This window comes from Avibacterium paragallinarum (genome assembly GCF_900450705.1).
Lineage (GTDB): Bacteria > Pseudomonadota > Gammaproteobacteria > Enterobacterales > Pasteurellaceae > Avibacterium > Avibacterium paragallinarum.
Genome location: NZ_UGHK01000001.1, coordinates 579,655 through 605,923, shown reverse-complemented (window position 1 = coordinate 605,923; position 26,269 = coordinate 579,655). Strand labels below are relative to the sequence as shown.

Annotated in this window: 32 protein-coding genes, 1 tRNA gene, 1 pseudogene and 1 riboswitch; of the genes and pseudogenes, 9 read left to right on the top strand and 25 right to left on the bottom strand. The window is 41.0% G+C overall.

The features are described 5' to 3' along the window. Positions 1-5 precede the first annotated feature (5 nt). From nqrE to DXZ23_RS03230, 6 genes are all read right to left on the bottom strand, one after another. Positions 6-602 carry an NADH:ubiquinone reductase (Na(+)-transporting) subunit E gene (nqrE, locus tag DXZ23_RS03255; RefSeq protein ID WP_017805503.1) on the bottom strand — a complete coding sequence of 199 codons (597 nt, stop codon included), beginning with the start codon at positions 600-602 and terminating at the stop codon, positions 6-8. Positions 603-605: 3 nt separating this feature from the next. After that, positions 606-1,229, bottom strand: a complete 624-nt coding sequence (locus DXZ23_RS03250; RefSeq protein ID WP_017805504.1) for an NADH:ubiquinone reductase (Na(+)-transporting) subunit D — start codon at positions 1,227-1,229, stop codon at positions 606-608. Beyond that, the gene (locus DXZ23_RS03245; protein WP_017805505.1) at positions 1,229-2,005 is read right to left on the bottom strand and encodes a Na(+)-translocating NADH-quinone reductase subunit C; all 777 of its coding nucleotides are present in this window, start codon (positions 2,003-2,005) and stop codon (positions 1,229-1,231) included. Before DXZ23_RS03245 ends, DXZ23_RS03250 begins: the two co-directional genes overlap by 1 nt. Further along, positions 1,998-3,236, bottom strand: a complete 1,239-nt coding sequence (locus DXZ23_RS03240; RefSeq protein WP_017805506.1) for an NADH:ubiquinone reductase (Na(+)-transporting) subunit B — start codon at positions 3,234-3,236, stop codon at positions 1,998-2,000. The genes DXZ23_RS03245 and DXZ23_RS03240 overlap by 8 nt, the downstream gene beginning before the upstream one ends. 2 nt (positions 3,237-3,238) lie before the next feature. Beyond that, positions 3,239-4,579, bottom strand: a complete 1,341-nt coding sequence (locus tag DXZ23_RS03235) for a Na(+)-translocating NADH-quinone reductase subunit A (RefSeq protein WP_017805507.1) — start codon at positions 4,577-4,579, stop codon at positions 3,239-3,241. 376 nt (positions 4,580-4,955) lie between these two features. Beyond that, positions 4,956-5,267 (bottom strand): BolA family protein, encoded by a 312-nt coding sequence (locus DXZ23_RS03230; RefSeq protein WP_017805508.1) that lies wholly within the window; start codon positions 5,265-5,267, stop codon positions 4,956-4,958. Positions 5,268-5,367: 100 nt separating this feature from the next. Here DXZ23_RS03230 and DXZ23_RS03225 point away from each other — a divergent pair, with 100 nt between their 5' ends. Further along, positions 5,368-5,961 carry a YajG family lipoprotein gene (locus DXZ23_RS03225; RefSeq protein WP_017805509.1) on the top strand — a complete coding sequence of 198 codons (594 nt, stop codon included), beginning with the start codon at positions 5,368-5,370 and terminating at the stop codon, positions 5,959-5,961. Between the two features lie 133 nt (positions 5,962-6,094). Here the strand turns inward: DXZ23_RS03225 and DXZ23_RS15220 are convergent, their stop codons facing one another. Next, complete coding sequence (locus DXZ23_RS15220; RefSeq protein WP_147277870.1) at positions 6,095-6,343, bottom strand: hypothetical protein; 249 nt, start codon at positions 6,341-6,343, stop codon at positions 6,095-6,097. Between DXZ23_RS15220 and DXZ23_RS03220 the strand changes: the two are divergent. The 7 genes and pseudogenes from DXZ23_RS03220 to DXZ23_RS03190 all read left to right on the top strand — a co-directional run. Further along, positions 6,338-7,957, top strand: a pseudogene (locus DXZ23_RS03220) (class I SAM-dependent DNA methyltransferase); the annotation flags it as partial. The gene DXZ23_RS15220 and the pseudogene DXZ23_RS03220 overlap by 6 nt on opposite strands. 11 nt (positions 7,958-7,968) lie before the next feature. Then, the gene (locus DXZ23_RS03215) at positions 7,969-9,249 is read left to right on the top strand and encodes a restriction endonuclease subunit S (protein WP_021724707.1); all 1,281 of its coding nucleotides are present in this window, start codon (positions 7,969-7,971) and stop codon (positions 9,247-9,249) included. After that, positions 9,246-10,172, top strand: coding sequence for a hypothetical protein (locus DXZ23_RS03210; RefSeq protein WP_017805513.1), 927 nt, complete (start codon positions 9,246-9,248; stop codon positions 10,170-10,172). The genes DXZ23_RS03215 and DXZ23_RS03210 overlap by 4 nt, the downstream gene beginning before the upstream one ends. 188 nt (positions 10,173-10,360) lie before the next feature. Then, the gene (locus DXZ23_RS03205; protein WP_017805515.1) at positions 10,361-11,098 is read left to right on the top strand and encodes an MFS transporter; all 738 of its coding nucleotides are present in this window, start codon (positions 10,361-10,363) and stop codon (positions 11,096-11,098) included. A 239-nt stretch (positions 11,099-11,337) separates the two neighbouring features. Continuing rightward, the gene (locus DXZ23_RS03200) at positions 11,338-11,658 is read left to right on the top strand and encodes a type II toxin-antitoxin system RelE/ParE family toxin (RefSeq protein WP_017805516.1); all 321 of its coding nucleotides are present in this window, start codon (positions 11,338-11,340) and stop codon (positions 11,656-11,658) included. Beyond that, a complete protein-coding gene (locus DXZ23_RS03195) occupies positions 11,645-11,953 on the top strand; it encodes an addiction module antidote protein (protein ID WP_017805517.1) in 309 nt (102 codons plus the stop codon). Before DXZ23_RS03200 ends, DXZ23_RS03195 begins: the two co-directional genes overlap by 14 nt. A gap of 12 nt (positions 11,954-11,965) precedes the next feature. Beyond that, positions 11,966-15,148, top strand: coding sequence for a type I restriction endonuclease subunit R (locus tag DXZ23_RS03190; protein WP_035696020.1), 3,183 nt, complete (start codon positions 11,966-11,968; stop codon positions 15,146-15,148). Between the two features lie 153 nt (positions 15,149-15,301). Here DXZ23_RS03190 and DXZ23_RS03185 read toward each other — a convergent pair. The 4 genes from DXZ23_RS03185 to ubiK all read right to left on the bottom strand — a co-directional run bounded on the left by DXZ23_RS03185 (position 15,302) and on the right by ubiK (position 17,750). Next, positions 15,302-15,378: transfer RNA gene (locus DXZ23_RS03185), tRNA-Arg, on the bottom strand. Positions 15,379-15,467: 89 nt separating this feature from the next. Next, a complete protein-coding gene (locus DXZ23_RS03180; protein WP_017805520.1) occupies positions 15,468-16,151 on the bottom strand; it encodes a metallophosphoesterase family protein in 684 nt (227 codons plus the stop codon). A 1-nt stretch (position 16,152) separates the two neighbouring features. Next, positions 16,153-17,424: a multifunctional transcriptional regulator/nicotinamide-nucleotide adenylyltransferase/ribosylnicotinamide kinase NadR gene (nadR, locus tag DXZ23_RS03175; protein WP_021724704.1), complete on the bottom strand. Its 1,272-nt coding sequence runs from the start codon at positions 17,422-17,424 to the stop codon at positions 16,153-16,155. Between the two features lie 77 nt (positions 17,425-17,501). Further along, positions 17,502-17,750 (bottom strand): ubiquinone biosynthesis accessory factor UbiK, encoded by a 249-nt coding sequence (gene ubiK, locus DXZ23_RS03170; protein ID WP_026138468.1) that lies wholly within the window; start codon positions 17,748-17,750, stop codon positions 17,502-17,504. Positions 17,751-17,845: 95 nt separating this feature from the next. Further along, a riboswitch (FMN riboswitch) is annotated at positions 17,846-17,995 on the top strand. 111 nt (positions 17,996-18,106) lie between these two features. Between ubiK and ribB the strand changes: the two genes are divergently transcribed. Next, complete coding sequence (gene ribB / locus DXZ23_RS03165; RefSeq protein ID WP_017805522.1) at positions 18,107-18,748, top strand: 3,4-dihydroxy-2-butanone-4-phosphate synthase; 642 nt, start codon at positions 18,107-18,109, stop codon at positions 18,746-18,748. 251 nt (positions 18,749-18,999) lie between these two features. Here the strand turns inward: ribB and rplQ are convergent, their stop codons facing one another. The 14 genes from rplQ to rpsN all read right to left on the bottom strand — a co-directional run bounded on the left by rplQ (position 19,000) and on the right by rpsN (position 26,265). After that, a complete protein-coding gene (gene rplQ / locus DXZ23_RS03160) occupies positions 19,000-19,389 on the bottom strand; it encodes a 50S ribosomal protein L17 (RefSeq protein WP_035696016.1) in 390 nt (129 codons plus the stop codon). A 39-nt stretch (positions 19,390-19,428) separates the two neighbouring features. Next, complete coding sequence (locus DXZ23_RS03155; protein WP_021724701.1) at positions 19,429-20,418, bottom strand: DNA-directed RNA polymerase subunit alpha; 990 nt, start codon at positions 20,416-20,418, stop codon at positions 19,429-19,431. Between the two features lie 32 nt (positions 20,419-20,450). Continuing rightward, positions 20,451-21,071 (bottom strand): 30S ribosomal protein S4, encoded by a 621-nt coding sequence (gene rpsD / locus DXZ23_RS03150; RefSeq protein WP_017805523.1) that lies wholly within the window; start codon positions 21,069-21,071, stop codon positions 20,451-20,453. 28 nt (positions 21,072-21,099) lie between these two features. Continuing rightward, positions 21,100-21,489, bottom strand: coding sequence for a 30S ribosomal protein S11 (rpsK, locus tag DXZ23_RS03145; RefSeq protein ID WP_012072238.1), 390 nt, complete (start codon positions 21,487-21,489; stop codon positions 21,100-21,102). Between the two features lie 15 nt (positions 21,490-21,504). Next, positions 21,505-21,861, bottom strand: a complete 357-nt coding sequence (gene rpsM / locus DXZ23_RS03140) for a 30S ribosomal protein S13 (protein ID WP_017805524.1) — start codon at positions 21,859-21,861, stop codon at positions 21,505-21,507. Positions 21,862-22,000: 139 nt separating this feature from the next. Then, entirely contained in the window at positions 22,001-22,114 is a 114-nt protein-coding gene (gene rpmJ / locus DXZ23_RS03135; protein WP_005548767.1) for a 50S ribosomal protein L36, read from the bottom strand. Between the two features lie 26 nt (positions 22,115-22,140). After that, positions 22,141-23,466 (bottom strand): preprotein translocase subunit SecY, encoded by a 1,326-nt coding sequence (gene secY / locus DXZ23_RS03130; protein WP_017805525.1) that lies wholly within the window; start codon positions 23,464-23,466, stop codon positions 22,141-22,143. 7 nt (positions 23,467-23,473) lie between these two features. After that, positions 23,474-23,908 (bottom strand): 50S ribosomal protein L15, encoded by a 435-nt coding sequence (gene rplO / locus DXZ23_RS03125; RefSeq protein ID WP_017805526.1) that lies wholly within the window; start codon positions 23,906-23,908, stop codon positions 23,474-23,476. Positions 23,909-23,912: 4 nt separating this feature from the next. Then, entirely contained in the window at positions 23,913-24,092 is a 180-nt protein-coding gene (rpmD, locus tag DXZ23_RS03120; RefSeq protein ID WP_017805527.1) for a 50S ribosomal protein L30, read from the bottom strand. 6 nt (positions 24,093-24,098) lie between these two features. Continuing rightward, complete coding sequence (gene rpsE, locus DXZ23_RS03115; RefSeq protein WP_017805528.1) at positions 24,099-24,599, bottom strand: 30S ribosomal protein S5; 501 nt, start codon at positions 24,597-24,599, stop codon at positions 24,099-24,101. A 15-nt stretch (positions 24,600-24,614) separates the two neighbouring features. Continuing rightward, positions 24,615-24,968 carry a 50S ribosomal protein L18 gene (gene rplR, locus DXZ23_RS03110; protein WP_017805529.1) on the bottom strand — a complete coding sequence of 118 codons (354 nt, stop codon included), beginning with the start codon at positions 24,966-24,968 and terminating at the stop codon, positions 24,615-24,617. A 13-nt stretch (positions 24,969-24,981) separates the two neighbouring features. Next, a complete protein-coding gene (rplF, locus tag DXZ23_RS03105; protein ID WP_017805530.1) occupies positions 24,982-25,515 on the bottom strand; it encodes a 50S ribosomal protein L6 in 534 nt (177 codons plus the stop codon). A 15-nt stretch (positions 25,516-25,530) separates the two neighbouring features. Next, positions 25,531-25,923, bottom strand: coding sequence for a 30S ribosomal protein S8 (rpsH, locus tag DXZ23_RS03100; protein WP_017805531.1), 393 nt, complete (start codon positions 25,921-25,923; stop codon positions 25,531-25,533). 36 nt (positions 25,924-25,959) lie between these two features. Then, positions 25,960-26,265, bottom strand: a complete 306-nt coding sequence (gene rpsN / locus DXZ23_RS03095; protein ID WP_017805532.1) for a 30S ribosomal protein S14 — start codon at positions 26,263-26,265, stop codon at positions 25,960-25,962. Between the last annotated feature and the right edge of the window lie 4 nt (positions 26,266-26,269).

Below are 26,269 nucleotides of genomic sequence, written 5' to 3'. Positions count from 1 at the left end.
CCTTCTTATAACTGAATACCTGAAAATGACATAAAGCCAAGTGCCATTAGACCTACAGTGATAAAGGTGATGCCTAAACCGCGTAAGCCTGCTGGAATATCAGCATATTTCATTTTTTCAGTTAAACCTGCAAGTGCCACGATAGCAAGCATCCAACCTGTTCCTGCACCGATACCATAAACCACCGACTCGGCAAAGTTGTATTCGCGTTGTACCATAAAAGATACACCACCGAAAATCGCACAGTTTACCGTAATGAGTGGGAGGAAGATCCCAAGTGCGTTGTAAAGGGCAGGGAAGAATTTATCTAGCACCATTTCAAGGATTTGTACCAATGCCGCAATCACCCCGATGAAGATGATAAAACGAAGGAAACTTAAATCAATACCTTCCACCAATGCCCCATCTTTTAAGATATGGGTATAAACGAGTTGGTTAGCTGGCACGGCAATGCCTAATACTACGATTACCGCAATCCCTAAACCAAAGGCGGTTGAAACTTTCTTTGAAACCGCAAGGAATGTACACATACCAAGGAAGAAAGAAAGTGCCATATTTTCAATAAAAATGGACTTAACAAACAGACTTAAATAATGTTCCATTGCTTATTTCTCCACCTGTTCTGGTTTCCAAGTTCTCAAGCCCCAAATGAGGAAGCCGATAATAAAGAATGCACTTGGTGCTAAAAGGAATAAACCGTTTGCTTGATACCAACCGCCATCTTGGATGGTTTGGAACACGGTCATACCGAAAATTTTGCCTGAACCAATTAATTCACGCAAAAAGGCAACGATAATTAAGATTGCACCGTAACCGATACCATTACCTAAACCATCAACAAAACTTGCCAATGGTGGCTCTTTCATTGCAAAAGCTTCTGCACGCCCCATTACAATACAGTTAGTAATGATCAATCCAACGAATACGGAAAGTTGTTTAGATAACTCATAAGCATAGGCTTGCAACACTTGATCCACAAGGGTTACTAATGATGCAATGATCGCCATTTGCACAATGATACGGATACTATTTGGAATGTAGTTACGGATACAAGAAATAAAGAAACTTGAACACGCCGTTACTAAACTCACCGCAATCGCCATTACAACAGCGGTTTCTAATTTCGTTGTTACCGCTAAGGCTGAACAAATACCCAAAATTTGCAACGCAATCGGGTTGTTGCTCACCACAGGAGATAACAATAATTTTTTCATATTTGCATTAGCCATTAGTTAGCCTCCGCTCTAAGTTTATCTAAATACGGCCCAAAACCATTACGTCCAAACCAGTAATCGAAAGAACCTTGAACGCCTTTCGTGGTTAATGTCGCACCAGAAAGCCCATCAATACCGTGTTCTTTGTCTGCTGACGCACCTTTACCAATTTTAATGGCCACTTGATCTTGTGCATTAAAGAGTTTTTTACCCACAAAATGTCTTTGCCAGTTTGGGTTAGCAATTTCGCCTCCCAACCCTGCAGTTTCACCTTGCTCATAGTAAGTGATTCCTTTAATGGTATTCGCATCAGGTGCAACAGACACAAAACCATACATTACCGACCATAACCCTGTACCATAAATTGGCAACACAATTTGCGAGGTTTTGCCTTGTGCATCTTTCACTAAATAAACCTCGGCATATTTTGCCCGCACTTTAATTCCTGCTTTATCGTCTGCAGGGTTAATTGCGATGCTTTCCGCAGGGTCTTTCGCTGCCACGCGTGCATTGAAATTAGTGATGTTATTTACATAATCACCGGTTGCGAGATCCACAATTTTCGGCTCAATGTTTTTCGCATAAAGGTCTTTAATTTCTGCCCCTTTTGCTTTTGCAGGTAATAAGCCTGCCACGCTGAGGATATTTTTTTGTTTATCTAATAATTTTTGCTCATTTTGTGTCGGTTTCAATCCAACCGCAGCGGTTGCGACAATAATTGAGCAAACTAAGCTGACTAAAACAACAACAAGGATTGTTCCGCCAACACTGTCTTTATTAAACTTAGCCATTGCGTGCTCTCCGACGTTTGATATTTGCTTGAACAACCAGATAGTCAAAAATTGGGGCAAATAAGTTAGCTAATAAAATGGCTAACATCATACCTTCAGGATAAGCAGGATTTACCACCCGAATAAGTACTGCCATCGCACCAATTAATGCACCATACCACCATTTTCCTTTATTTGTGAATGAAGCAGATACTGGGTCTGTTGCCATAAACAACATACCTAACGCAAAGCCACCCAATACTAAATGCCAATGCCAAGGCATTGAGAAAAGTGGGTTGGTTTCTGAACCAATCACATTAAATAAGGTAGAGGTCGCGATCATACCGAGCATCACGCCCGCGATAATACGCCAAGAAGCAATGCGTGCGAACACAATCACCGCTGCACCAATCAACAACGCAAGGGTAGAAACTTCCCCGATTGAACCTAGGATATTTCCTAAGAATGCGTCCATCCATTGAATTGGCTGACCTGTGGTAACTTGCTTTAATGCACCTTGACCGCCCGTTGCCCATTGTGAAAGTGCGGTCGCACCAGAGAAGCCATCAGCGGCAATCCATACAGAATCCCCTGAGATTTGTGCAGGATAGGCAAAGAATAAAAACGCACGCCCTGCTAAGGCTGGGTTCATAAAGTTTTTACCTACACCACCAAACACCTCTTTGGCTACCACAACACCGAATGTTGTCGCTAACGCCGCTTGCCATAATGGCAATGTTGGCGGAACAATAAGGGCTAATAAAATAGAGGTTACAAAGAAACCTTCGTTGATTTCGTGTTTACGCACTGTGGCAAATAACACTTCCCAGAAACCGCCCACGAGGAACACGGTTAAATAAATAGGAAGGAAGAAAATTGCACCTAGTGCCATTTTTGCTAGCACGCCCGCATCGGGTGAAACTAAGCCTAACGCATTTGCTAAGGCAAAATGCCAGTTTGAATCCACGTTATGGGCTAAGTTTTGTGCAAAATCACCCACGCTTAATGCAAGAATAGATTGTGATCCCACATTAAACATTCCGTAGAACATTGCTGGGAATAAGGCTAACCACACTAATACCATCATACGTTTAGAATCCAACGCATCACGGACGTGAGAAGCCTTCGCTGTTACTGTACCCGGTGTATATAAAAAGGTTGCCGTTGCTTCATAAAGGGCATACCACTTTTCATATTTCCCACCCGGTAAAAAAGCAGGTTCCATTTTCTCTAAAAGATGTTTTAAACCCATTTTTAACCTTCCTTCTCGATCTTATCTAAGGCTGCACGCAGCATTGGACCGTAGTCGTTTTTACTCGGACAAACGAATGTACAAAGTGCGAGATCTTCTTCATCTAACTCTAAGCAACCTAATGCTTGCGCACTGTCTGTATCGCCTGCACTTAAATCACGCAACAACAAAGTTGGGATAATGTCTAATGGCATTACACGCTCATAAGCGCCAATTGGCACCATTGCACGGTGTCCACCATTAAGTGCGGTGGTAAAATTGAATAATTTGTGTCCGAAATGACCTAACACAGTACGGGTGATAGAGTATTTGTTCGCCCCCGGCATAATCCAGCCTAAGAACTCTTTCTCACGACCTTCTGCAATCACGGAAACCTGTAACGCATAACGTCCTAAATAATCTACCGCACCTTCCGCTTTATGACCACTTAACACTGAGCCTGAAATAATACGGTTTTCACCCTCTTTCAATTCACCTTGCGTTAATTGGCTTAAATTCGCCCCTAGTTGTGTGCGAATTAAACGCGGATTTTTCACCTGAGGACCAGCCAATGAGATCACACGGCCATTATAAAGTTCACCGGTGGTAAATAAGCGACCAAATGCGATCACATCTTGGTAATTCAAATACCAAACCGTTTTCGTTGCACTAACCGGATCGATAAAGTGAATATGCGTACCGCTTAAGCCCGCAGGGTGTGGGCCACCAAAATCGTGAATGGATAAATTCGGTAAATCCACCGTTGGGATATTGCTGTCGCCCGCTTTACATAAATGCAATTTGCCTTCGTGTAAACGGCTTAATACGGTTAAACCATTGGTGAAATCTTCCCAATGGGCTTTTAACACCACTTCAGGATCAGCGGCTAATGGATTGGTATCCATTGCATTAACAAAAATTGAAGATGGCACAGCATCAACCGCTGGCACTTTACTGAATGGACGGGTGCGAAGTGCTGTCCAAAGCCCTGAAGCTTGTAGGTTTTGACGAACTTGCTCGGAAGTTAAACTTTTAAGCTCATCGGCGGAATATTTGTTAAAGGCAACCTGATCATCACCTTCGATTTGAATCACTACTGATTGCAACACACGCTTAGCACCGCGATTAATCGCAGTTACAGTACCACTTGCAGGGGCAGTGAATAATACGCCCGGATTCTTTTTATCTTCAAAAAGCACCTGACCTTTTTTCACCACATCACCTTCACGCACCTTCATTGAAGGACGCATTCCCACATACTCTTCGCCAAGCAAGGCAACTTCAGTAACGGCATTACCGTTATGGATTACTTGTTCTGGCTTCCCAGCGATAGGAAGATCCAAGCCTTTTTTAATCGTAATCATATTGTTTGCACTACTTTTCGTTAGATTAAAAATATAGCTACCGCAATTAACAGAATAATTGCGATAACCTCGTCTTGAGTAATGATTTTTCCGCTATCGTTGCAAATGACAATCAGACACCGCAATAATAGTTTCTCCAACCATATAAAAATAAAACTCAAATTCTTGGTGTAACCTCACTGACAACAAATGAATTGCTATCAATAAGTTAAAATTTTGATAAAAATTAACGGCTCATTTTAACTAATTAATAACTGACACGCTACTTTGACGAGCCGTTTTTGTGATTTTTTCCACAAAAAAAGCAATCAGTTTTGTGTGAAATCAATTTTTTAAATCTGAAAAAGAGATCTCATACTAAAAATAAGGTATCGATTTATTGTCCCACACCTAAGCAATTTGGCGAACGAGGAAATTGCTCCCCTAACTTTTGCCATTCTTCTAAGGTATAAGTATGCAATGCCAAGGCGTGAATGCCATTTTTTAATTCTTCCGCCAATAATTGATACAGCATTTGATGACGTGCCACTTTACGAACCGCATTGAAAGCGTCACTAACTAACACCACTTTAAAATGAGAATCTGCTCCGCGTCCTGAACTGTGCATATGGCTTTCATTTTCAATATGCAAAAAGTGCGGTGCAAATTTTGCTGATATTTTTTCTTCTAAACGTTGTTGTGTATCCATTATAAATTTCCTCTTTCCACTTTACCGCCGCAAAGACTATACATTCACAACGAAGTTTGCAAGAATAACACCACTTTTTATCTGAATTGAGGAATGTATTATGCGTTTTGCCAAACTCTCTGCACTCACCCTGCTTTCAACGGCATTGCTCACCGCTTGTCAATCTCAACCGAGCAATACTTTAACCTTCACCCCATCAAGTCCAATAATGCAACAATTTAACGTTGCCAACCAGCGTGCAGTGCTGAATGTAGTAACCCGCGATGTACGACAAGCCCCTGAAGTATCAAGCTATGTACATAACGATAAAATCCATAAACTCTTCGCCCAGCCTTCAGTTACTCAATTATTCGATCAAGTGATCAAACAAAATCTGAATGCCAAAGGCTTCCGAATCGCCGCCACACCAGCACAATCCAACACCAATGTGATCGTAAATATTACCCAGTTCTTCGCTAATGTTGAACAAGGCAATTTACGCTACAAAATCACCGCGAAAGTCCGAGTGAATGTCCAAGTTCAAGGAGCAAAAGGGCAATTTAACAAAAATATCGGCTCAACCCGCACCCAAGAAGGGGCATTCAATGCGGATAACGCCAACATTCAAAAAGTACTAGGACAAGCCTTAGAAGATACCATTCAAAGTTTATACAAAGACCAAGAAATCGCCAACGCAATTAACCAAAACTGGTAAAAGCTATACCATAAAAAACTAAACCTACTCCTGCTCACGGCATTTTCAAATAGCCAAAAAATGCCGTTGTAGATGTCTATAGTTGCCTAAAGTTAATATCATACGATAATAAAAACCTCTCTCCTTATCCCCCTCAAAAAAGCCCCAAACAAACTACCGCACTCCCCCTTTCCATTCCCTTTTGAAGTGCTATAATTTTCCCTCTACATTTATCAGCAAAACAAGGATTTTCTATGGACAATAAGATCGCCTCAGCCAGCCAGCCAGCCAGCCAGCCAGCCAGCCAGCCAGCCAGCCAGCCAGCCAGCCAGCCAGCCAGCCAGCCAGCCAGCCAGCCAGCCAGCCAGCCAGCCAGCAGGATTGTAGTGCCAGCCTCGCACAACAGCAAGCGTTTTTAAATGATTTAGATGCCCGTTTATGGGCAGCGGCGGATAAGTTAAGAAACCAGCTAGACGCAGCCAACTACAAACACATCGTTCTCGGTTTTATCTTCTTAAAATACATCTCCGACAGCTTCACCGCCTTTCGTGAAAAACTGCAAGCCCAGTTGCAAGATCCCGAAAATCCCCTTTATCTTGACCCCAACGACTATTCCCCCCAAGACTACCAAGCCTTGCTCCACAGCGAAATGGAACTGCAAGACAACTACACCGCTGAAAACATCTTTTGGGTGCCAGAACAATCCCGTTGGGAAAACATCAAAAACACCGCCATACTCAACAAAGGCACAGCCTTGCCTTGGGGCGGTAGCTTTCGTGGCGTTGCCAGCCTGATTGATGACGCATTCACCGCCATCGAAAAAGAAAACCCCAAACTCAAAGGCATCATTCAACGCATCTCAGGCTTTGATGTGGAAGAACAAACCCTCATCGGCTTAGTCAATCTCTTTTCGGATACAAATTTCAGCCGGCCTACCCTCAACGGGCAGCCCATTTCAATGGCAGCGAAAGACATCTTAGGCCACGTTTACGAATACTTTCTCGGACAATTTGCCCTCGCCGAAGGCAAAAAAGGCGGACAATATTTCACCCCAAAATCCATCGTTAGCCTCATTGTCGAAATGCTCGAACCCTATCAAGGGCGAATTTACGATCCCGCAATGGGTTCAGGCGGTTTCTTTGTACAAACGGAAAAATTCATCGCCGCCCATCAAGGCAACATCAACAACGTCTCCATTTACGGGCAAGAATTCAACCCCACCACTTGGAAACTCGCCGCAATGAATATGGCGATTCGTGGCATCGAATTTGACTTCGGCAAAGGCAACGCCGACAGCTTCCGCAACCCACAACACCTCGACAAAAAAATGGATTTTGTAATGGCAAACCCGCCTTTCAATATGAGCGACTGGTGGAGCGAAGCCCTGCAAAACGACCCACGCTGGCAATACGGCACACCACAACAAGGCAACGCCAACTTCGCTTGGCTACAACATATGCTCTACCACCTCAGCCCACAAGGGCGAATGGCATTGCTGCTCGCCAACGGCTCAATGAGCAGCCAAACCAGCGGCGAGGGCGAAATCCGCAAACAACTCATCGAAGCCGACCTTATCGAAGCCATGGTCGCCTTACCGGGGCAACTGTTCACCAACACCCAAATCCCCGCCTGCATTTGGTTGCTGAACAAAGCCAAAGCACGCAAAGGCGAAGTGTTGTTTATCGATGCCCGCGAAATCGGCTATATGAAAGACCGCACGTTACGCGACTTCACCGCCGAAGACATCGCCCACCTCGCCAACACCTACCACGCTTGGCAAAAGGAGCAGGGCTACCAAAACCAAGCAGGCTACTGCTACACCGCTAGCCTTGAAGAAATCCGCCAAAATGATTTTGTCCTCACCCCAGGGCGTTATGTCGGCACAGCAGAACAACAAGACGACGGCGTGCCTTTCGCCGAAAAAATGCAAAAACTCACCGCACTTTTAAATGAACAGTTTGCACAAGGGCGAGCGTTGGAAGAAGAAATTAGAAAGAGTTTGGGGATTTTGGGATAAGGAATAATAAAATGTATAGAAAAATAGAAGATATTTCTAAGAATTTTGATAAATTCAGAAAACCTCTTTCCTCTAGGGAAAGAAGCAAAATACAAGGCGAATATCCCTATTATGGTGCTGCTAAGATCATTGATTATGTAGATGGCTTCACTCATACTGGATTAAGTTTATTAATAGCCGAAGATGGAAGTGTTGAAACTGAAGAGGGTTTCCCTGTCTTACAATTAGCTAACGGAAAATACTGGGTCAATAATCATACACACGTATTAAAAGGAGAAAATGACTACGAAACGAAATATTTATACTATGCCTTAAAACAGGTCAAAATATCACCGTTTATTACTGGGGCGGTTCAAAAGAAAATATCTCAAAAGGCATTAAACTCCATAGAAGTGAGATTTTTAGAAAATGCTTCAGATAGAAAAAAAGTTGTTGATACTTTAGATGCCTTTGATCAAAAAATCACCCTCAACACCCAAACCAACCAAACCCTAGAACAAATCGCACAGGCGATTTTCAAGCATTGGTTTATCGACTTCGCCCCCGTACACGCCAAAGCCAACGCCTTAGCCTCAGGGGCAAGCCCAGAGCAAGCCGAACTTGCCACAATGGCTTGTCTCAGCGGAAAAACCCTTGCAGAAATCACCGCACTTCAACACACCACCCCCGAAGCCTATCACCAACTCCAACAAACCGCCCAAGCCTTCCCCAGCGAGTTTGTGGAAAGTGAAATGGGGCTAGTGCCGAAGGGGTGGGAGGTGAAGAAAGTTAAGGATATAGCGAAATTTATCAAAGGAAAAAAGCCAAAAAATCTTTCAGAAAATCAGCAAGAAGGACTTTTACCCTATATAACAATGGCTACTCTATCGGGAAAAAATATTTCTTTTGCTTCTCCAGAAGGAATGATTATTGCTGACAAACTAGACATTTTAATATCTATGGACGGTTCAGCAGGAAATATAACTATTGGATATAAAGGCATTGTAGGCTCTACATTTGCAAAAATAAATTTAACGAGTGGAAAATATATATCTTTCTTCTACCAGTTTATGAAAAATAAAGAAGAGGATATTAAAGCAAATACAACAGGAACAAGCGTTCCTCATACAGATAAAGAAAGAGTATTGAATTATTCTATTACAATACCTAATGATGATTTAATAAATTATTTTTCTAAAGTACATTTAGATCTTTTAGAAAAGATATTACTCAATAAAAATGAGAATAATACATTAGAAAACCTAAGAGATACCTTACTACCAAAACTTTTAAATGGGGAGATTGAGCTATGAACAATAGAACTGACTTAAAATCTATACAGAGCCATTGGACTACCATTAGATCATATTTATTAAAATTAACATCAGAAGATATGCAGCCTGAAAATAGTATAAAAATTAATATTGATGTATTGCCTTATTATTTTTCACCTTTCATTCTTGAGCTATTATCTGAAGAGAACAAAAAGAAATTAACAGATTACTTATTAAATATAAAAAAGTATCTTATTAATGAAGATAATTATACCCTTTCTACGCAACACTGCCAAAAAGTGGAAAATTTAGTTAATGAGATGACAGATTATTTAAATCAAATAGGAGGAAATATCCCTAATATAGCCATATTAGAAAAATATGACAAGGCAACAAAAGAGCAAATAGAAAATATTGAAAAGAGAGCAAACAACCTATTTGGAGAATTAACAACACATAGTATAAAAAAAGCTTTTAATGAACAAGCTGAAAATTTTTTAAAAATAAATAAGCGTTATACCGCCTTTTTCTATATATTATTAGTATTGTTATTTTTTATAGGCTCTATAACATTTATTCTCTCTTTAGGAGAAAATGAAATTAAACTTAACAATTTTATCAATAAGATAATAATCATTATGCCTTTTATCTGGGCTATTTTATTTACGAATAAAAAAGTAAATGAATCTAAAAAATTAGAACAGGCTTATCTACACAAAGCCGTTATAGCTCAATCTTACTTAAACTATCTAAAATTTATAAAAAGTACTTTTTATACTGTTCCAACGGGAGATACCAACTCTTATCGTGAGGTACTTAATACTTTACATAAGGTTACTATGGAAAGTTTAGCTTTAAATCCAGCTTTACTACTGGATAAATCAACTGCCGAAAAAATTCCAATGGAAGAATTACTTTCTAGGATATTAGATAAAACGACAACAACTAAAAAAGGCGAATAAAAATATCACCTGATAAAACGGGCGAACACACAGCTTCGCTCCTACGTGGCAAGGCATTTAATAAAATAAAGTGCGGTAAAAAATTAATAATGTTTTTAGAAAAAATCATATTCCCCACTAATTATTCCCCTCTATGAAAAGAGGGGCTAGGGGAGCTTAAAAACAAAAATCAAAAGAGGAAAATTAATATGTTTCAGGTTTTATTTAGTGGTTTTGGTTCTATCTTTTTTATTTTATTTTTATTTTTGCTGCCTAAATTTATGCTAACTATGCTATTTATTATTATGCCTTTAGGTTATCTTGCGTTCTTAGGTATCGCTGCATCATTTGCCTTTGTGATAGTATTAGAAAATAGAATAATAAAGTGGTGTGCTTCATTTGGCATTTGTTTACTTATCTTTGGTCTATTTTCTACTTTAGCTATTCCTTTTGTTGAACGTGATAATCACACACCAATTTGGATAGCCGCTTTTTGTGCTGGCTTTTTTACACTGATTGGTATCATTGCTGCATTTGCTTTTATAATAGACAAATTAGCTCAGAGAAAAAAAGCGAAAGAAAAAGCACAAATTGAAAATTCCGTAAATAATGAACCGCTATTACTCGAACCTACAGAGAAAACCCCAAGCAATTTAATTATTCCGCTAACCCAAACAGAAAACAGCTTAGACGCACCTATTTCTTTACCACCGCAAAAAGAAAAAGGAAGTAAAAAACGGAAACGCACCACGCAGGCAGAAAATAACCTCACGCCAGAAGAAAAACATCAGCAGAAAACTGATGATATTAAACTCAGAATTCTTGAATGTGAACGAAGAATTGCCGAGCTAAAAAAACAAGAGTTAGAATATAAACTTAAATCATTAGAGGCATTAGAAAAATACAGAGAAATAAAAAGAAAAAATAATTCTTCTAATAAAAAATAACGAAAAAAACCACCGCACTTTATCTTTCCAGTAAATATAAAGATAAGTAAAAAAATGTAGGGGTGGACCTATGTGCCCACCCGAAAAAACAACTAAATTGATAAACAAAGAATAATTATCGAAACGGGCAAACACACAGGTTCGCCCCTACATAGTAAAGAGAGGATTAAAATAAAAATTGCGTTCTTGTAGACAAGTGTCTACAATGTTAGTCGATGTGCAATTTTAAGGAATTAGTGATGATCAATAAAATTAGGCGTAGTCAGGCATTTATCGAATGGCTAGATAAATTAAAAGACATTAACGCTAAGAAAAAAATCATTACTCGCATTAATCGAGCAAGTTTTGGAAACTTTGGCGATCATAAACGTCTCAATGAGATTTTATGGGAAATGCGAATTACAGAAGGAAAAGGTTATCGTGTTTATTACACCGTCATCGGTGATGCCGTTTACCTTTTAGTTTTAGGTGGGCATAAAGGCACACAATCCAAAGACATTATTCTAGCAACAGAAATGGCACAAGCTGTTTTGGAGGAATTAAACAATGAACGCAATTAAAAAATATCAAATTAAAGATTGGGACACCGCTGAAGTTTTAACCTCAGAAGAATTAATACAAGGTTACTTAGTAGAAACATTACAGGCTTCTATTGATGACAATACCCCTGAGCTATTCACAAATGCGTTGCGTGATGTCGCTAGGGCAAAAGGAATGCACAACCTTGCAAAAGAAACAGGGCTAGATCGTTCGGGTCTATATAAAGCCTTACGACCTGGCTCAAAACCTCAATTTTCAACAATCATCAAGATTTCACACGCAATGAAATTAGATCTATCCGCAATTATGATATAAAAAGGAAACACTATGCACATCACCGAATCCACCATTGAAAATTTAGCACTGGAGCAGTTGCAATCGCTGGGCTGGCGGTATGCCTATGGCAAGGAGGTGTTAGAGGGTTTGGCTTATCCTTGGCGAGAAACCACGCAAGCGGTGGTGTTAAAGCCGTTGCTGTTGGAAGCCTTAGTGCGGATTAATCCCCACTTGCCGTCTGCGGTGTTGGAAGAGGTGGCAGCGGAGGTGTGTAAAAGTGATATTGCCCCATTGGCGGAGCGTAATCAGCGGTTTTATCGTCAGTTGAAACAAGGCGTGGCGGTGCGTTATCAGGAAAACGGGCAGGAAAAGCACGATGTGGCGTTGTTGGTGGATTTCCGGCAGCCTGAGCAAAACAGTTTTTATGCCATTAATCAGTTGGAAATTCAAGGCACAAAAGGCAAACGTATTCCTGATATTTTGTGTTTTATCAATGGCTTACCAATGGCGATTTTTGAGCTGAAAAATCCGCTCAAGGTGAATGCTGGCATTGATAAAGCCTTTGAGCAGTTGCAAACCTATAAACGGGAAATCAGCGATCTATTTGTGTTCAATCAATTAATGGTGATTTCAGACGGCACAACCGCACGGCTTGGCTCGCTTACGGCAGATTTTCAACGCTTTTTGCCTTGGAAAGTGGTGGACGAAAGCCAGCAAAGCCAACGCATTCCTTTTGAAAATGAGCAAACAGGGCTGTTGCAAGGGCTGTTTTCGCCTGCGGTGTTGCTCGATTATGTGCGTGATTTTGTGGTGTTTGAAAGCGATAGCCGTGGACAAACAGTGAAAAAAATCGCCGCCTATCATCAGTTTTACGGCGTGAATGCAGCGGTGGAATCCACCATTGCCGCCTATTTGGGGGATAGTCGCAAGATCGGCGTGATTTGGCATACGCAAGGTTCGGGCAAATCGCTGTCGATGCTGTTTTATGCAGGCAAACTCATCAGCCAGCCTGAATTGCAAAACCCCACCATTGTGGTGGTTACCGATCGCAATGATTTAGACGGTCAGCTATTTGCCACTTTTAGCCAAGACCAAGACATCACCCGCCAAACACCGATTCAAGCCAACGGTCGGGAAGAATTGCGTGCGGAGCTGGCGAAACGAGAAAGCGGCGGCATTATTTTCACCACCATTCAAAAATTCGGTTTGCGTGAGGGCGAGGAGCAACACCCTGTCCTTAACGACCGCCGCAATATTATTGTGATCAGCGATGAAGCCCACCGCTCACAATATGGCTTTTCGCAAAAAATCAACCAGCAAGGGCTATATCGTGATGGCTATGCCAAATACCTGCGTGCCGCCCTGCCCCACGCCAGTTTTATCGGCTTTACGGGTACACCCTTGAGCCTTGAAGACAAGGACACGCAAGAGGTGTTCGGGCGTTATATTTCCATTTACGATATTCAAGATGCGGTGGAAGACGGGGCAACCGTGCCGATTATTTACGAAGCACGCCAAATTCCCTTACAAGAAAGCCAGCAATTTCATCACGCCGTGCAAGAAGCCCAAGAAATTTTAGAGGAAGACGAAGATAGCTATTCTTTCCGCTTGCTGGAACAATTAATGGGAACAGAACAACGCCTCGCCCACCTCGCCCAAGACTTGGTGCAACATTTTGAAGAGCGTAACCAACTTTCAGAGGGCAAGGCGATGGCGGTGGTGATGAGTCGCCGTATTTGCGTGAAATTATATAATGAAATCATTAAGTTACGCCCCGATTGGCATAGCGATGATGTCAATCAAGGCGTGGTGAAAGTGATGATGACGGGCAACGCCAGCGACCCCGAAGAAATGCAAGCCCACGTTTACCCGTTCACCGAGAAAAAACAGTTAGAAAAACGTTTTAAAGACCCCGATGATCCGCTCAAACTGGTGATTGTGCGAGATATGTGGCTCACGGGCTTTGATGCCCCTTGTTGCCATACAATGTATATCGACAAGCCAATGCAAGGGCATAACCTGATGCAAGCCATTGCACGGGTGAACCGTGTTTTTCGCAACAAAAGCCGTGAAAATGGCGGCTTGATCGTGGATTATATCGGCTTGGCAGAGGAACTGAAACAAGCCACCCAGCAATACACCAACGCAGGCGGCAAAGATGCCGTTACCACCGATATTCATCAAGTTTTTCAAAAAATGTTGGAATATTTGGACATCATTCGCGGGCAATTCGCCAGCCCAGTGGACGGCAAACCCTTTGATTTAACAGCGGCATTACATATTAGCGAACCTGAAAAATTGCTCAATGCCATCTGCCAAGCGGCGAACCATATCCTCGCCTTAGATCGACAAAAAACAGCAGAAAATCACACCGCACTTTATCCGCAAAAATCCGCACAAGGGGAGAAAACCCCACGCAAAAATGCCTTTTTGCAAGCGGTGCGACTGGCGAAAAAAGGCTTTTCCCTGTGTGGCTCAATGGAAGAAATCCAGCCATACCGCCAGCAAATCGCCTTTTATGATGCCGTGCGTGCCACCATTGTGAAGCCTGAGCAACAGCACCGCCCCAACTCACCCAAAGAGCGACAATTAAAACTGGTTACCTTGCTCAATCAGGCAGTGCGTTCAAATGGCGTGGTGGATTTGTTCGACTTAATGGAAGAAGAACGCCCCGATCTTTCTCTGCTTTCCGAAGAATTTATGGGCAGAGTGGAGGCCAGCGACACGCCCGATTTATGGCTGGCAGCCATTGAAGGCTACCTGAAATCTTCCATTAAAAACAAAGCACAACACAATCTCGGCACGCAAAAAACTTTCGAGCAACGGCTCAAAGAAGCGATGAACCAATACCACAACCACAATTTAAGCGTGATGGAAATCATCAAAGAATTGGTGGCAATGGCGAAAGAGTTCGAGCAACACCTTTCACGTGGCGAAACCTTGGGGCTAAACAGCACCGAACTGGCGTTTTACGATGCCTTAATCCAAAATCAAAGTGCGGTGGAAAAAATGGAAGATTCCACCCTCACTGCTCTAGCTAAAGAAATCACCGCCCAACTGCGTAAATCCGTCACCATCGACTGGCAACATAAAGAAGCGGTACGTGCCAAAATGCGTGTATTAATCCGCCGTGCCTTGCTGAAATACAAATACCCACCCGACTTAGCAACAGACGCCATTGAGTTTGTGTTGAAACAAGCGGAAGTGGTGGCGGAGGGGTTGGTGATGGAATAAAGTGCGGTGGAATTTTCGCGAGATTTTTCCATCTTCTTCTATTATGAAACCATAAGTGTAAATAATAAGATACACAGGTTTCGTATAAAAATAAATTTAGAATAATCCGTTATAAAAAACCTTGTGGCAAAATCCACAAGGTTTTTTATTGTATGGCGAACGTGGGCGGGGTCGAACCGCCGACCTGTCCCTTAGGAGGGGACTGCTCTATCCTACTAAGCTACACGTTCTTTTGAGTTTCAGTTTGACATAAATTTATGTGAATGAAAAGCCAATCAATAACAGAAAACACGATGTCATTTCCCATAGATACCACGGGTTATCTAGGATCAATATTTTTAAGTAAGTAATTGCCTGCCTCATCACAAAGACTACGAAAACCCACATTGGTAATTTTCAGTTCTGCATTTTGATTTGTGTGATGATAATCAAAATTTTCGTGGTGATGTCCGTGAAAAATATGGGTAACCCCCATTTTTTCCGCAAGCTGATTAAACACAGCAAAACCACGTGGATGAGGTTTAGGAGCTTCGTGTGTAATTAAAATATCCGCTTGCTGAGTTTCTAGCTGTTCAAAATCAGAAGGGAAAATCGAGGTGCGATGACGCAAAGGCACACCACCACGCCAAATTCGCTCAGCGGGGCTATATTGACAAAAATGAATCGGATCAAAAAAGGAAGGACGGTAAGGCGGCATCCAGATTTGTCCACGGAATACACCACCTAATCCTGCAATACGTTTGCCTTGAATAGTTTCCACTTTACCGTGCAAATTTCGACTACACCATTGCGATCCCCAAATAGCTTCAAATGCTGCCACCGTTTTACTGTCGTGATTACCGTGAATGAACCAGAGATCACAATATTGTGCCAACTTGTCAAGTTCTGCAGGGCTGGTGAGTTGGAGATCGCCGAGGATAATCAGGGCAATATTCTCCCTTCCTTGCAAAAAAGGATAAAGATGTTCATATGCACCGTGTGGATCGCCTGCAAATAAAATCATTTTATTCCTCAAAAAGCAATTTATCGTGAATTAGCTCGGGCAATTCTTCTTCGTTGAGAATTTTTTCCACAATCTCTTTCACTTTATTGTAGCGTTCTAGATAACTTGGCGACTCAATTTCGATATAAGACACATTATATTTATCCAAAAGTTTTTTCAATAACTGTTGGAAACGTTGCCGTTGTTTGTGACTACCTAAACTACGCAATCCATCATCAACCCATTTAGTGTTGTTATTCAGTAGAATGGTAATATCAAACGGATATTCTTTAATCATTGAATCTAAAAATGGGTGGGCTTTACCTTCATATTGAATGCAAAATGCTTGCGTAGTAATGAAATCTGTATCCACAATTGCCACTTTATGAGCGTGGCGAACTGCATAATCAATATAACGTTGATGTCCCAGTGCCATTTGTGGGTAATCAGAATATTGCATCGCTTGCTCATCACCACCAAGCTGTTCAAACACAAACTCTCGACCATATTCCCACGCGGACGTAGTATTAAAAACGGTCGCCAATTTATTCACTAATACTGTCTTACCACTGCTTTCTCCACCTAAAATCGCAATGGTTTTGGCGAAAAATGGACGCACTTCTTTCGGAATAAATTTCCAATAATGGAAAGGATTATTGCGAATTTTAGTGGCAGACACATTAAAAAATTGACGCTGTGGATCAACCAATTCTACCTGCAGATTCAAATACTTCTCGTAAGGGGCTTTATCTTGAGGTTCACTGCTAAATACGACACTTGGATTAACGTTCTTCTCGTTAAACAATTGCTTTACCCGCTCTGCCCAAGCTTCCCATCCATTTGGGTAGCTCGGTAAACCATCTTCCACTAGGTGATGAATAACGATTTGATTTTTCTGGTATTTAAAGATTTGTTGCATCCAACGCAGACGATCTTGCACCGTTGGCATTCGCTTCATTTTGCTATCATAAAAGAGTTTGAGATCCCGCTCCGTATCACTACACACCACAACGTGAACTTCATCAACCTTACTGAAAGCCTCATAAATCATATTAATATGCCCTGTGTGAACAGGGTAAAATTTACCAAAAATGACACCTACTTTTTTATCTAGCTGTTCAGTAATTTGTAGTACCTTATGCAGTGCCGAAAGCTTTGCAGCACTCGGATTTTTAATTTTGCCACTAACTAGCTGATTAAAATAAGCACGCGTAATATTGGCTTGTTCGCAAACTTCGCTTACTTTTAAATGAAGTTGTTTTCGTTTTTGTTGTAAATAGGCGAAACTAGACATCAATAAGCTCCTCAATAGCATTAACGCTTAAAATTATGTAAAAAAAGACCGCACTTACACAAAAGTGCGGTGAGATTTTAATCCGTTTTTTGTGCCAATAGCGTATCAAGCCGTTTTTCTAATTCAGTAAGTTTTTCGCGAGTACGCATCAACACTTGGGTTTGTACCTCAAATTCTTCACGAGTAACCACATCAAGCTTAGCCAACTGAGCCTGTAGAACCTGCTTAAATTTCGCCTCGGCATCTTTACCGAGATCTTTCATACCTTGTGGCAAAGCATTTTGAACTTGTTGTATCACTTGCTCTATTTTTTGTGGATTTAGCATAAAAACCTCATTCATTACAATTATGTTGTCTATTGTATGCAATATCGCTCCAAAGAAAAACATTTTTTCTCCATTAAGATTGCGTTATACTACGCACACATTCTCAGGGCAGGGCGAAATTCCCTACCGGTGGTAAGTGAGTCAGTACTCATCAGCCCACGAGCGTTTATTCTTCGTGAATAAAGTCAGCAGATTTGGTGCAAATCCAAAGCCGACAGTAATAGTCTGGATGAAAGAGAATAGACAGATTTTATTAAAAATAAAATCTGCTTTTGTTATGGATTTTCCTCTCTAACGAAAACTTCCCTCATCAGCCCTGATTCAAGTATCAATTTGTTATTAAAAGGTTTTTTACTATGAATCAGTCAATTTTAGCCCAATTTGGCACACCGAAAGAACGCGTTGCCAACGCCATTAATGCTTTCAGACAAGGCAATGGTGTTTTGGTTTTAGACGATGAAGATCGCGAAAATGAAGGGGATCTCATCTTCCCTGCCGAGACCATCAACACTGAGCAAATGGCAAAACTTATTCGCTATGGCAGTGGTATTGTTTGCCTTTGTTTAAGCGATGAACTCTGCCAACAGCTCGAACTGCCACCAATGGTTCAGCGCAACACCAGCGTCAATAAAACCGCTTTTACCATCACCATTGAAGCTGCTGAGGGAGTATCCACTGGAGTATCCGCAGCCGATCGTGTAACTACTATTAAAACTGCAGTGGCAGACAATGCCAAACCACAAGATCTCCACCGCCCAGGCCATATTTTCCCCTTACGTGCAGAAGAGGGGGGGGTTCTAAAACGCCGTGGACATACAGAAGCTTCCGTTGATCTCGCTCATCTCGCAGGCTACAAATCTGCCGCTGTAATTTGCGAAATCACCAATGACGATGGCACAATGGCACGCACACCAGAAATTGTAGAATTTGCCAAAAAATTTGGCTATCCCGTAATGACGATTGAGGATTTAGTGCAATATAGAGTAGAAACCAAATAAACAGCTATAGGAAATCATCTAGATTTCCTATTCTTATATAAGTATTTTTGATTTCAAAATCATAGCATTAGTTTATTCTATCGTATTCTTACAATTGCTCTTACTGTTTCTCATCAATAAATGTGGCACTAATGATAGATACAAAGGCAATAATCCTTATATCCAAATTATTAAATACGACATAAAATATCCTTTAATAAATTTCAGATATAAAAAAAGCCTACTAAATGTAGGCTTTCAAAAATCTAAAATTATTCAGTAACTGTAGTTTCTTCAGATGCTACTGGGCGATCAACAAACTCAATGTATGCCATTGGAGCATTATCACCAGCACGGAATCCACATTTTAAGATACGAGTATAACCACCAGCACGCTGTGCAAAACGTGGACCTAACTCATTGAATAATTTAGCAACAGTTTCAATGTTGCGAGTACGAGCAAAAGCTAAACGACGGTTTGCAACACTATCTTCTTTTGCTAATGTAATTAACGGCTCAACTACACGACGTAATTCTTTAGCTTTTGGTAAAGTAGTCTTGATTATTTCATGACTTACCAAAGCATTTGCTAAATTACGAAACAGCGCTTGACGATGGCTGCTATTACGGTTTAGTTGACGACCACTCTTACGATGGCGCATGATCTTATCCTTCTCAGAAAAATCTTAACCTAATGACCACTAATCTTCAGCAATACTTGCTGGTGGCCAATTTTCAAGGCGCATACCAAGTGATAAGCCTCGGGAAGCCAGAACGTCCTTAATTTCAGTAAGAGATTTCTTACCTAAATTAGGTGTTTTTAATAATTCAACTTCCGTACGTTGTACTAAATCACCGATATAGTGAATTGTTTCTGCTTTCAAACAGTTAGCAGAACGAACTGTCAGCTCTAAATCATCAACAGGACGTAAAAGAATCGGATCAAACTCCGGCTTTTCTTCCTTAATTTCAGGCTGACGAACATCTCGCAAATCAACAAATGCATCCAGTTGCTCTGCTAAAATCGTTGCAGCACGGCGAATTGCTTCTTCTGGATCAATAGTACCATTTGTTTCTAACTCAATTACTAGCTTATCTAAGTCTGTACGCTGTTCTACACGAGTAGCTTCAACATTATAAGCAATTCGTTGAACTGGGCTATAACAAGCATCTACTAATAAACGACCAATAGGACGCTCTTCATCTTGAGAATGAACTCGCGTTGAAGCTGAAACATATCCTCTACCACGCTGAACACGAATACGCATATTAATTGAAGCGTTTTCATCAGTAAGATGGCAAATAACATGCTCAGGATTCACAATCTCAACATCCCCATCATGAGTAATGTCTGCTGCAACAACAGGGCCAATTCCAGATTTGCTTAGTGTCAGAAATACATTATCTTTATTCTGTACTTTAACCGCTAGGCCTTTTAAGTTTAAAAGCACTTCAAGAATGTCTTCTTGAACACCTTCTTTACTACTATACTCATGCAATACACCATCGATCTCCACTTCAGTAACTGCACAACCTGGCATTGAAGATAGAAGAATTCGGCGTAATGCATTACCTAGAGTATGACCAAAGCCACGCTCTAACGGCTCTAAGATCACTTTAGCATGAGTAGAGCTAATTTGCTCAATATCAACTAAATGTGGTTTTAAAAATTCTGTAACAGAACCCTGCATTTTATCCTCTCTTTGCTACGAAGCTTTAACTATTATTTAGAATAAAGCTCTACGATCAGATGTTCGTTAATGTCTGCTGATAAATCAGAACGTTCAGGAACACGTTTGAACACACCTTCCATTTTAGCAGCATCAATTTCTAACCAAGTTGGTTTTTCTCTCTGTTCTGCTAGTTCTAATGACGCTTTAATACGAGCTTGTTTCTTAGATTTCTCACGAATAGCTACAACATCACCTACAGAAACTTGGAAAGATGGGATATTAACCACACGACCATTAACAACAACTGCTTTATGACTCACTAATTGGCGAGCTTCTGCACGTGTTGCTGCAAAACCCATGCGATAAACAACGTTATCCAATCGACCTTCTAATAACACTAGTAAATTTTCACCAGTATTACCTTTTAAACGGTTTGCCTCTTTGTAGTAATTACGAAATTGACGCTCTAAAATACCATAGATACGACGAACTTTTTGCTTTTCACGTAACTGACTACCATAGTCTGACAAACGAGGTTTACGAGCACCGTGCTGACCTGGTGCTGTATCAATTTTACATTTTGAATCAATCGCGCGTACTCCTGACTTAAGGAATAAGTCAGTACCTTCACGACGGCTTAGCTTGAGTTTTGGACCCAAATATCTTGCCATTTTCTTTCTCCAACTATCCTAATACGTCTTACACACGACGTTTTTTCGGTGGACGACAACCGTTATGTGGGATCGGGGTAACATCAGTAATGTTCGTAATACGGAAACCCGCAGCATTTAATGCACGGATTGTCGATTCACGACCAGGCCCCGGTCCTTTTACCATAACTTCCAAGTTCTTTAAGCCAAATTCTTTGACCATTTCCGCACAACGCTCTGCCGCAACCTGTGCAGCAAACGGTGTTGATTTACGAGAACCACGGAAACCTGAACCACCAGCAGTAGCCCATGCTAGAGCATTACCTTGACGGTCAGTAATAGTAACGATTGTATTATTGAAAGATGCGTGAATGTGAGCAACGCCATCTACTACTTGTTTTTTTACACGTTTACGTGCACGAACTGGTGTTTTTGCCATTTAATTTACCCCGACTTATTTCTTGATCGGCTTACGTGGACCCTTACGGGTACGCGCATTAGTTTTAGTACGTTGACCACGCACCGGTAAGCTACGACGATGACGTAAACCACGATAACAACCTAAATCTAATAGGCGTTTAATGTTAAGTGTTACTTCACGACGTAAGTCACCTTCAACGGTAAATTTACCAACTTCGTCACGCAGTTTATCAATCTGCTCTTCAGACAATTCTCTGATCTTAACGTCTTCAGCAATTCCTGTCGCAGCACAAATAGCTTTTGCTCTAGTTTTACCGATACCGTAAATTGAAGTTAATGCAATTACAGTATGTTTTTGATCAGGAATGTTAATGCCTGCAATACGGGCCACTATGCACTCCTATTATTTTAACTAATTGATATACTGATCTTGAAAAGCCCGTTTTCAGGATACTCAAACAGTATATCAAGGACATAAATGAGCTGAGCATTATATATACCCAGCTGGTTATTTGCAAGAAAAATATCAATTAACCTTGACGTTGTTTATGTTTAGGATCGCTACATAAAACACGAACAACCCCTTCACGCTTAACAATTTTACAGTTACGACATAATTTCTTTACGGAAGCACGAACTTTCATTGCTTATCCCTTTCACTATATGAGCATTACTGCCCAAAACCTTTAAGGTTTGCTTTTTTCAACGCAGATTCATATTTTGTTGACATCAAATGACTTTGAATCTGAACGATGAAATCCATAATTACCACTACAACAATCAGCAAAGAAGTACCACCAAAATCAAATTGGACATTCCAAGCTGATGTCATAATATAAGGAACTAAACATACGAATGTGATATATAAACCACCAATCAAAGTCAAACGACTCATGATCTTATCAATATAACGTGATGTTTGTTCTCCTGGTCTGATCCCCGGAATAAATGCACCAGATTTTTTCAAATTCTCTGCCGTATCACGAGGATTATATTGCATTGCCGTATAAAAAAAGCTAAAGAAAATAATAGCTATAGCATAAACGATCAAATATAAAGGCTGACCCGGATGTAATAACATCGATAAATCAGTTAACCACTCTAAGCTTGCCCCTTGCCCAAACCAAGAAGTAATAGTGGCAGGAAACAAAATAATACTTAAAGCAAAAATAGCAGGAATAACACCAACCATATTCACTTTCAGAGGTAAATGAGTGCTATGTCCACCAAGAATCTGACGTCCATGCTGACGCTTTACATACTCAACTTTAATCCTACGTTGTCCTCTCTCTACAAAAACAACAAAATAGGTTACAGCAAAAACAATAACGATGATAAACAACAGAGCTAAAAAATGCATTTGCCCTTGACGCGCTTGCTCAATTGTAGTGCCAATCGCAGAAGGTAAACCAGCAACAATACCTGCAAAAATAATCAAAGAGATGCCATTGCCTATACCTCGTTCAGTAATTTGTTCACCTAGCCACATTAAGAACATTGTTCCTGTGACCAAACTAATCACTGCCGTAAAGTAAAAACCAAATCCTAAATCAGGAACTAATCCAGGTAGCATATTAGGCAATCCTGTAGAAATACCGATTGCCTGAATAGTAGCAAGAACTAATGTCGAATAACGCGTATATTTACTGATTTTACGCCGACCAGCCTCACCTTCTTTCTTTAATTCTGATAAAGCAGGATGAACCGTTACCAAAAGTTGGATGATAATAGAAGCCGAAATATATGGCATAATACCCAACGCAAATACTGAAGCACGGCTCAAAGCACCACCAGAGAACATATTAAACATATCAATGATGGTACCTTTTTGCTGTTCAAGCAATTGAGCTAAAACGGCCGCATCAATACCAGGAACCGGAATAAAAGAACCAATACGGAAAACAATCAGTGCACCTAGCACAAATAATAATCTGCTCTTTAGTTCACCTGTACCGCTTTGAGTACTTCGACTTTGATAACCTGGTTGTTTAGCCATTTGTCAATTATTCCTCAATCGAACCGCCAGCTGCTTCAATTGCTGCTTTAGCGCCTTTAGTTACGCGTAAACCGCGAATAGTTACTGCTGACTTAATCTCGCCTGCAAGAATAACTTTTGCAAATTGAATATCTTTAGTTAATACATTTGCTGCTTTTAACGCATCTAATGTAACCACATTTCCTTCCACTTTTGCTAAGTCATTTAAGCGAACTTCAGCAGTTACGGCAGATTTCATTGAAGTAAAACCAAATTTTGGTAAACGACGGTATAAAGGCATTTGACCACCTTCGAACCCGCGACGAACACCGCCACCAGTACGAGATTTTTGACCTTTATGACCACGACCACCTGTTTTACCCAAGCCTGAACCAATACCGCGCCCTAAGCGTTTTGCACTATGTTTAGCACCTTCCGCTGGAGATAGAGTATTTAAACGCATTCTCTTAGTCCTCCACTTTAACCATATATGAAACTTGGTTAATCATACCTCTCACTGCTGGAGTGTCGATTAACTCAACAGTATGGTGCATACGACGAAGACCAAGACCACGCAATGTAGCTTTATGCTTCGGTAAACGAGCAATAGAGCTACGAACTTGTGTTACTTTAATAGTTTTAGCCATTGTCCATTACCCCAAAATTTCATCAACGGATTTACCACGTTTCGCAGCAACCATTTCTGGTGATTTCATATTTGCCAATGCATCAATTGTTGCACGAACAACATTAATTGGGTTTGTTGAACCGTATGCTTTTGAAAGAACGTTACGAACACCTGCTACTTCTAATACTGCACGCATTGCACCGCCTGCAATAATCCCCGTACCCTCACTTGCAGGTTGCATAAATACGCGAGAACCTGTATGTGAACCTTTAATTGGGTGTTGTAATGTGCCTTCATTTAAAGCCACAGTAATCATATTGCGACGAGCTTTCTCCATCGCTTTTTGGATCGCTGCCGGAACTTCGCGCGCTTTACCATAACCAAAACCAATACGACCGTTACCATCGCCTACCACAGTTAATGCAGTAAAGCTCATAATACGACCACCTTTTACTGTTTTTGAAACACGGTTTACCGCGATTAGCTTCTCTTGCAGTTCACCAGCTTGTTTTTCGATGTTTGCCATCTCAAATTACCTCTATTAGAACTGTAGACCAGCTTCACGGGCAGCATCCGCTAAAGCTTGGACGCGACCATGATATTTAAAACCAGAACGGTCAAATGCTACATCTTTGATGCCTTTCTCTAAGGCTCTTTCTGCAACAATTTTACCAACCACTGCAGCAGCATCTTTATTTCCGGTATATTTAACTTGCTCACTGATTGCTTTCTCAACAGTAGAAGCAGCGGCAAGCACTTCTGAACCGTTTGGTGCGATCACTTGTGCATAAATATGACGAGGAGTGCGGTGAACTACTAAACGAGTAACTCCCTGCTCTCTCATCATATGACGAGCACGAGCCGCACGACGGATACGAGCTGATTTCTTATCCATAGTGTTACCTTAATTATTTCTTCTTAGCCTCTTTTGTACGTACAACTTCATCAGCATAACGTACACCTTTACCTTTATAAGGTTCAGGACGGCGATAAGCACGAATATCTGCTGCGACTTGACCGATTAACTGTTTGTCAGCACTTTTCAGAATGATTTCTGTTTGTGATGGACATTCACCAGTAACGCCAGCAGGTAATGTATGCTCAACAGGGTGAGAGAAACCTAAACTTAATGCAACCACGTTGCCTTTCATTTGAGCTCTGTAACCTACACCCACCAATTGTAACTTCTTAGTGAAGCCTTCAGTAACACCGATAACCATTGCATTAACTAATGCACGAGCTGTACCCGCTTGCGCGTCAGCACCAACTACGCCTGCACGAGGCGCGAAAGTTAATTCATTATTATCTTGTTTAACTTCAACTGAGTTATGAATAGTGCGAGATAACTCACCATTCTTACCTTTAACTGTTAGTTGCTGTCCGTCAAGTTTAACCTCAACGCCGGCAGGAATACTAACAGGTGCTTTTGCAACACGAGACATTTTCCTACCTCTCTATTAAGCTACATAACAGATAATCTCACCGCCTAAGCCCGCTTGGCGAGCTGCGCGATCAGTCATCACACCTTTAGATGTAGAAATAACAGCCACACCTAAACCACCCATTACTTTTGGTAATTCGTCTTTACGTTTATAAATACGAAGACCTGGACGGCTTACGCGTTGAATACTTTCTACAACTGGTTTACCTTGGAAATATTTTAACGTAATTTCCAACTCAGGCTTAGTGCCTTCTAAAACATTAACGCTTTCAATATACCCTTCTTCAGCTAATACATTGGCAATTGCCACTTTTAGCTTGGAGGAAGGCATACTGATCACAACTTTGTTCGCAGCTTGACCGTTACGAATACGGGTCAACATATCTGCGATTGGATCTTGCATACTCATTGTGCTTTTACTCCGATTCCAAAATAAAGTAGTAAATTACCAACTTGCTTTTCTAAGGCCAGGAATTTCGCCACGCATTGCTGCTTCACGAACTTTAATACGGCTCAATCCAAACTTGCGTAACACACCATGTGGACGACCAGTCTGGTTGCAACGGTTACGTTGGCGGCTAGGGCTTGAATCACGAGGTAAAGCTTGTAGCTTTAACACAGCAGCCCAACGATCTTCATCTGATGAGTTCACATCAGAGATGATTTTTTTCAATTCCATACGTTTTGTATAGAATTTCTCAGCGAGTTTCACACGTTTTACATCACGTGCTTTCATTGATTGTTTAGCCATCTGT

Bases quoted from the DNA above. Each gene is read 5' to 3' on its own strand.
- nqrE (WP_017805503.1), bottom strand. From the start codon at position 602: ATGGAACATTATTTAAGTCTGTTTGTTAAGTCCATTTTTATTGAAAAT.
- DXZ23_RS03250 (WP_017805504.1), bottom strand. From the start codon at position 1,229: ATGGCTAATGCAAATATGAAAAAATTATTGTTATCTCCTGTGGTGAGC.
- DXZ23_RS03245 (WP_017805505.1), bottom strand. From the start codon at position 2,005: ATGGCTAAGTTTAATAAAGACAGTGTTGGCGGAACAATCCTTGTTGTT.
- DXZ23_RS03240 (WP_017805506.1), bottom strand. From the start codon at position 3,236: ATGGGTTTAAAACATCTTTTAGAGAAAATGGAACCTGCTTTTTTACCG.
- DXZ23_RS03235 (WP_017805507.1), bottom strand. From the start codon at position 4,579: ATGATTACGATTAAAAAAGGCTTGGATCTTCCTATCGCTGGGAAGCCA.
- DXZ23_RS03230 (WP_017805508.1), bottom strand. From the start codon at position 5,267: ATGGATACACAACAACGTTTAGAAGAAAAAATATCAGCAAAATTTGCA.
- DXZ23_RS03225 (WP_017805509.1), top strand. From the start codon at position 5,368: ATGCGTTTTGCCAAACTCTCTGCACTCACCCTGCTTTCAACGGCATTG.
- DXZ23_RS03215 (WP_021724707.1), top strand. From the start codon at position 7,969: ATGTATAGAAAAATAGAAGATATTTCTAAGAATTTTGATAAATTCAGA.
- DXZ23_RS03210 (WP_017805513.1), top strand. From the start codon at position 9,246: ATGAACAATAGAACTGACTTAAAATCTATACAGAGCCATTGGACTACC.
- DXZ23_RS03205 (WP_017805515.1), top strand. From the start codon at position 10,361: ATGTTTCAGGTTTTATTTAGTGGTTTTGGTTCTATCTTTTTTATTTTA.
- DXZ23_RS03200 (WP_017805516.1), top strand. From the start codon at position 11,338: ATGATCAATAAAATTAGGCGTAGTCAGGCATTTATCGAATGGCTAGAT.
- DXZ23_RS03195 (WP_017805517.1), top strand. From the start codon at position 11,645: ATGAACGCAATTAAAAAATATCAAATTAAAGATTGGGACACCGCTGAA.
- DXZ23_RS03190 (WP_035696020.1), top strand. From the start codon at position 11,966: ATGCACATCACCGAATCCACCATTGAAAATTTAGCACTGGAGCAGTTG.
- DXZ23_RS03180 (WP_017805520.1), bottom strand. From the start codon at position 16,151: ATGATTTTATTTGCAGGCGATCCACACGGTGCATATGAACATCTTTAT.
- nadR (WP_021724704.1), bottom strand. From the start codon at position 17,424: ATGTCTAGTTTCGCCTATTTACAACAAAAACGAAAACAACTTCATTTA.
- ubiK (WP_026138468.1), bottom strand. From the start codon at position 17,750: ATGCTAAATCCACAAAAAATAGAGCAAGTGATACAACAAGTTCAAAAT.
- ribB (WP_017805522.1), top strand. From the start codon at position 18,107: ATGAATCAGTCAATTTTAGCCCAATTTGGCACACCGAAAGAACGCGTT.
- rplQ (WP_035696016.1), bottom strand. From the start codon at position 19,389: ATGCGCCATCGTAAGAGTGGTCGTCAACTAAACCGTAATAGCAGCCAT.
- DXZ23_RS03155 (WP_021724701.1), bottom strand. From the start codon at position 20,418: ATGCAGGGTTCTGTTACAGAATTTTTAAAACCACATTTAGTTGATATT.
- rpsD (WP_017805523.1), bottom strand. From the start codon at position 21,071: ATGGCAAGATATTTGGGTCCAAAACTCAAGCTAAGCCGTCGTGAAGGT.
- rpsK (WP_012072238.1), bottom strand. From the start codon at position 21,489: ATGGCAAAAACACCAGTTCGTGCACGTAAACGTGTAAAAAAACAAGTA.
- rpmJ (WP_005548767.1), bottom strand. From the start codon at position 22,114: ATGAAAGTTCGTGCTTCCGTAAAGAAATTATGTCGTAACTGTAAAATT.
- secY (WP_017805525.1), bottom strand. From the start codon at position 23,466: ATGGCTAAACAACCAGGTTATCAAAGTCGAAGTACTCAAAGCGGTACA.
- rplO (WP_017805526.1), bottom strand. From the start codon at position 23,908: ATGCGTTTAAATACTCTATCTCCAGCGGAAGGTGCTAAACATAGTGCA.
- rpmD (WP_017805527.1), bottom strand. From the start codon at position 24,092: ATGGCTAAAACTATTAAAGTAACACAAGTTCGTAGCTCTATTGCTCGT.
- rpsE (WP_017805528.1), bottom strand. From the start codon at position 24,599: ATGGCAAACATCGAAAAACAAGCTGGTGAACTGCAAGAGAAGCTAATC.
- rplR (WP_017805529.1), bottom strand. From the start codon at position 24,968: ATGGATAAGAAATCAGCTCGTATCCGTCGTGCGGCTCGTGCTCGTCAT.
- rplF (WP_017805530.1), bottom strand. From the start codon at position 25,515: ATGTCTCGTGTTGCAAAAGCACCTGTTAGTATTCCTGCCGGCGTTGAG.
- rpsH (WP_017805531.1), bottom strand. From the start codon at position 25,923: ATGAGTATGCAAGATCCAATCGCAGATATGTTGACCCGTATTCGTAAC.
- rpsN (WP_017805532.1), bottom strand. From the start codon at position 26,265: ATGGCTAAACAATCAATGAAAGCACGTGATGTAAAACGTGTGAAACTC.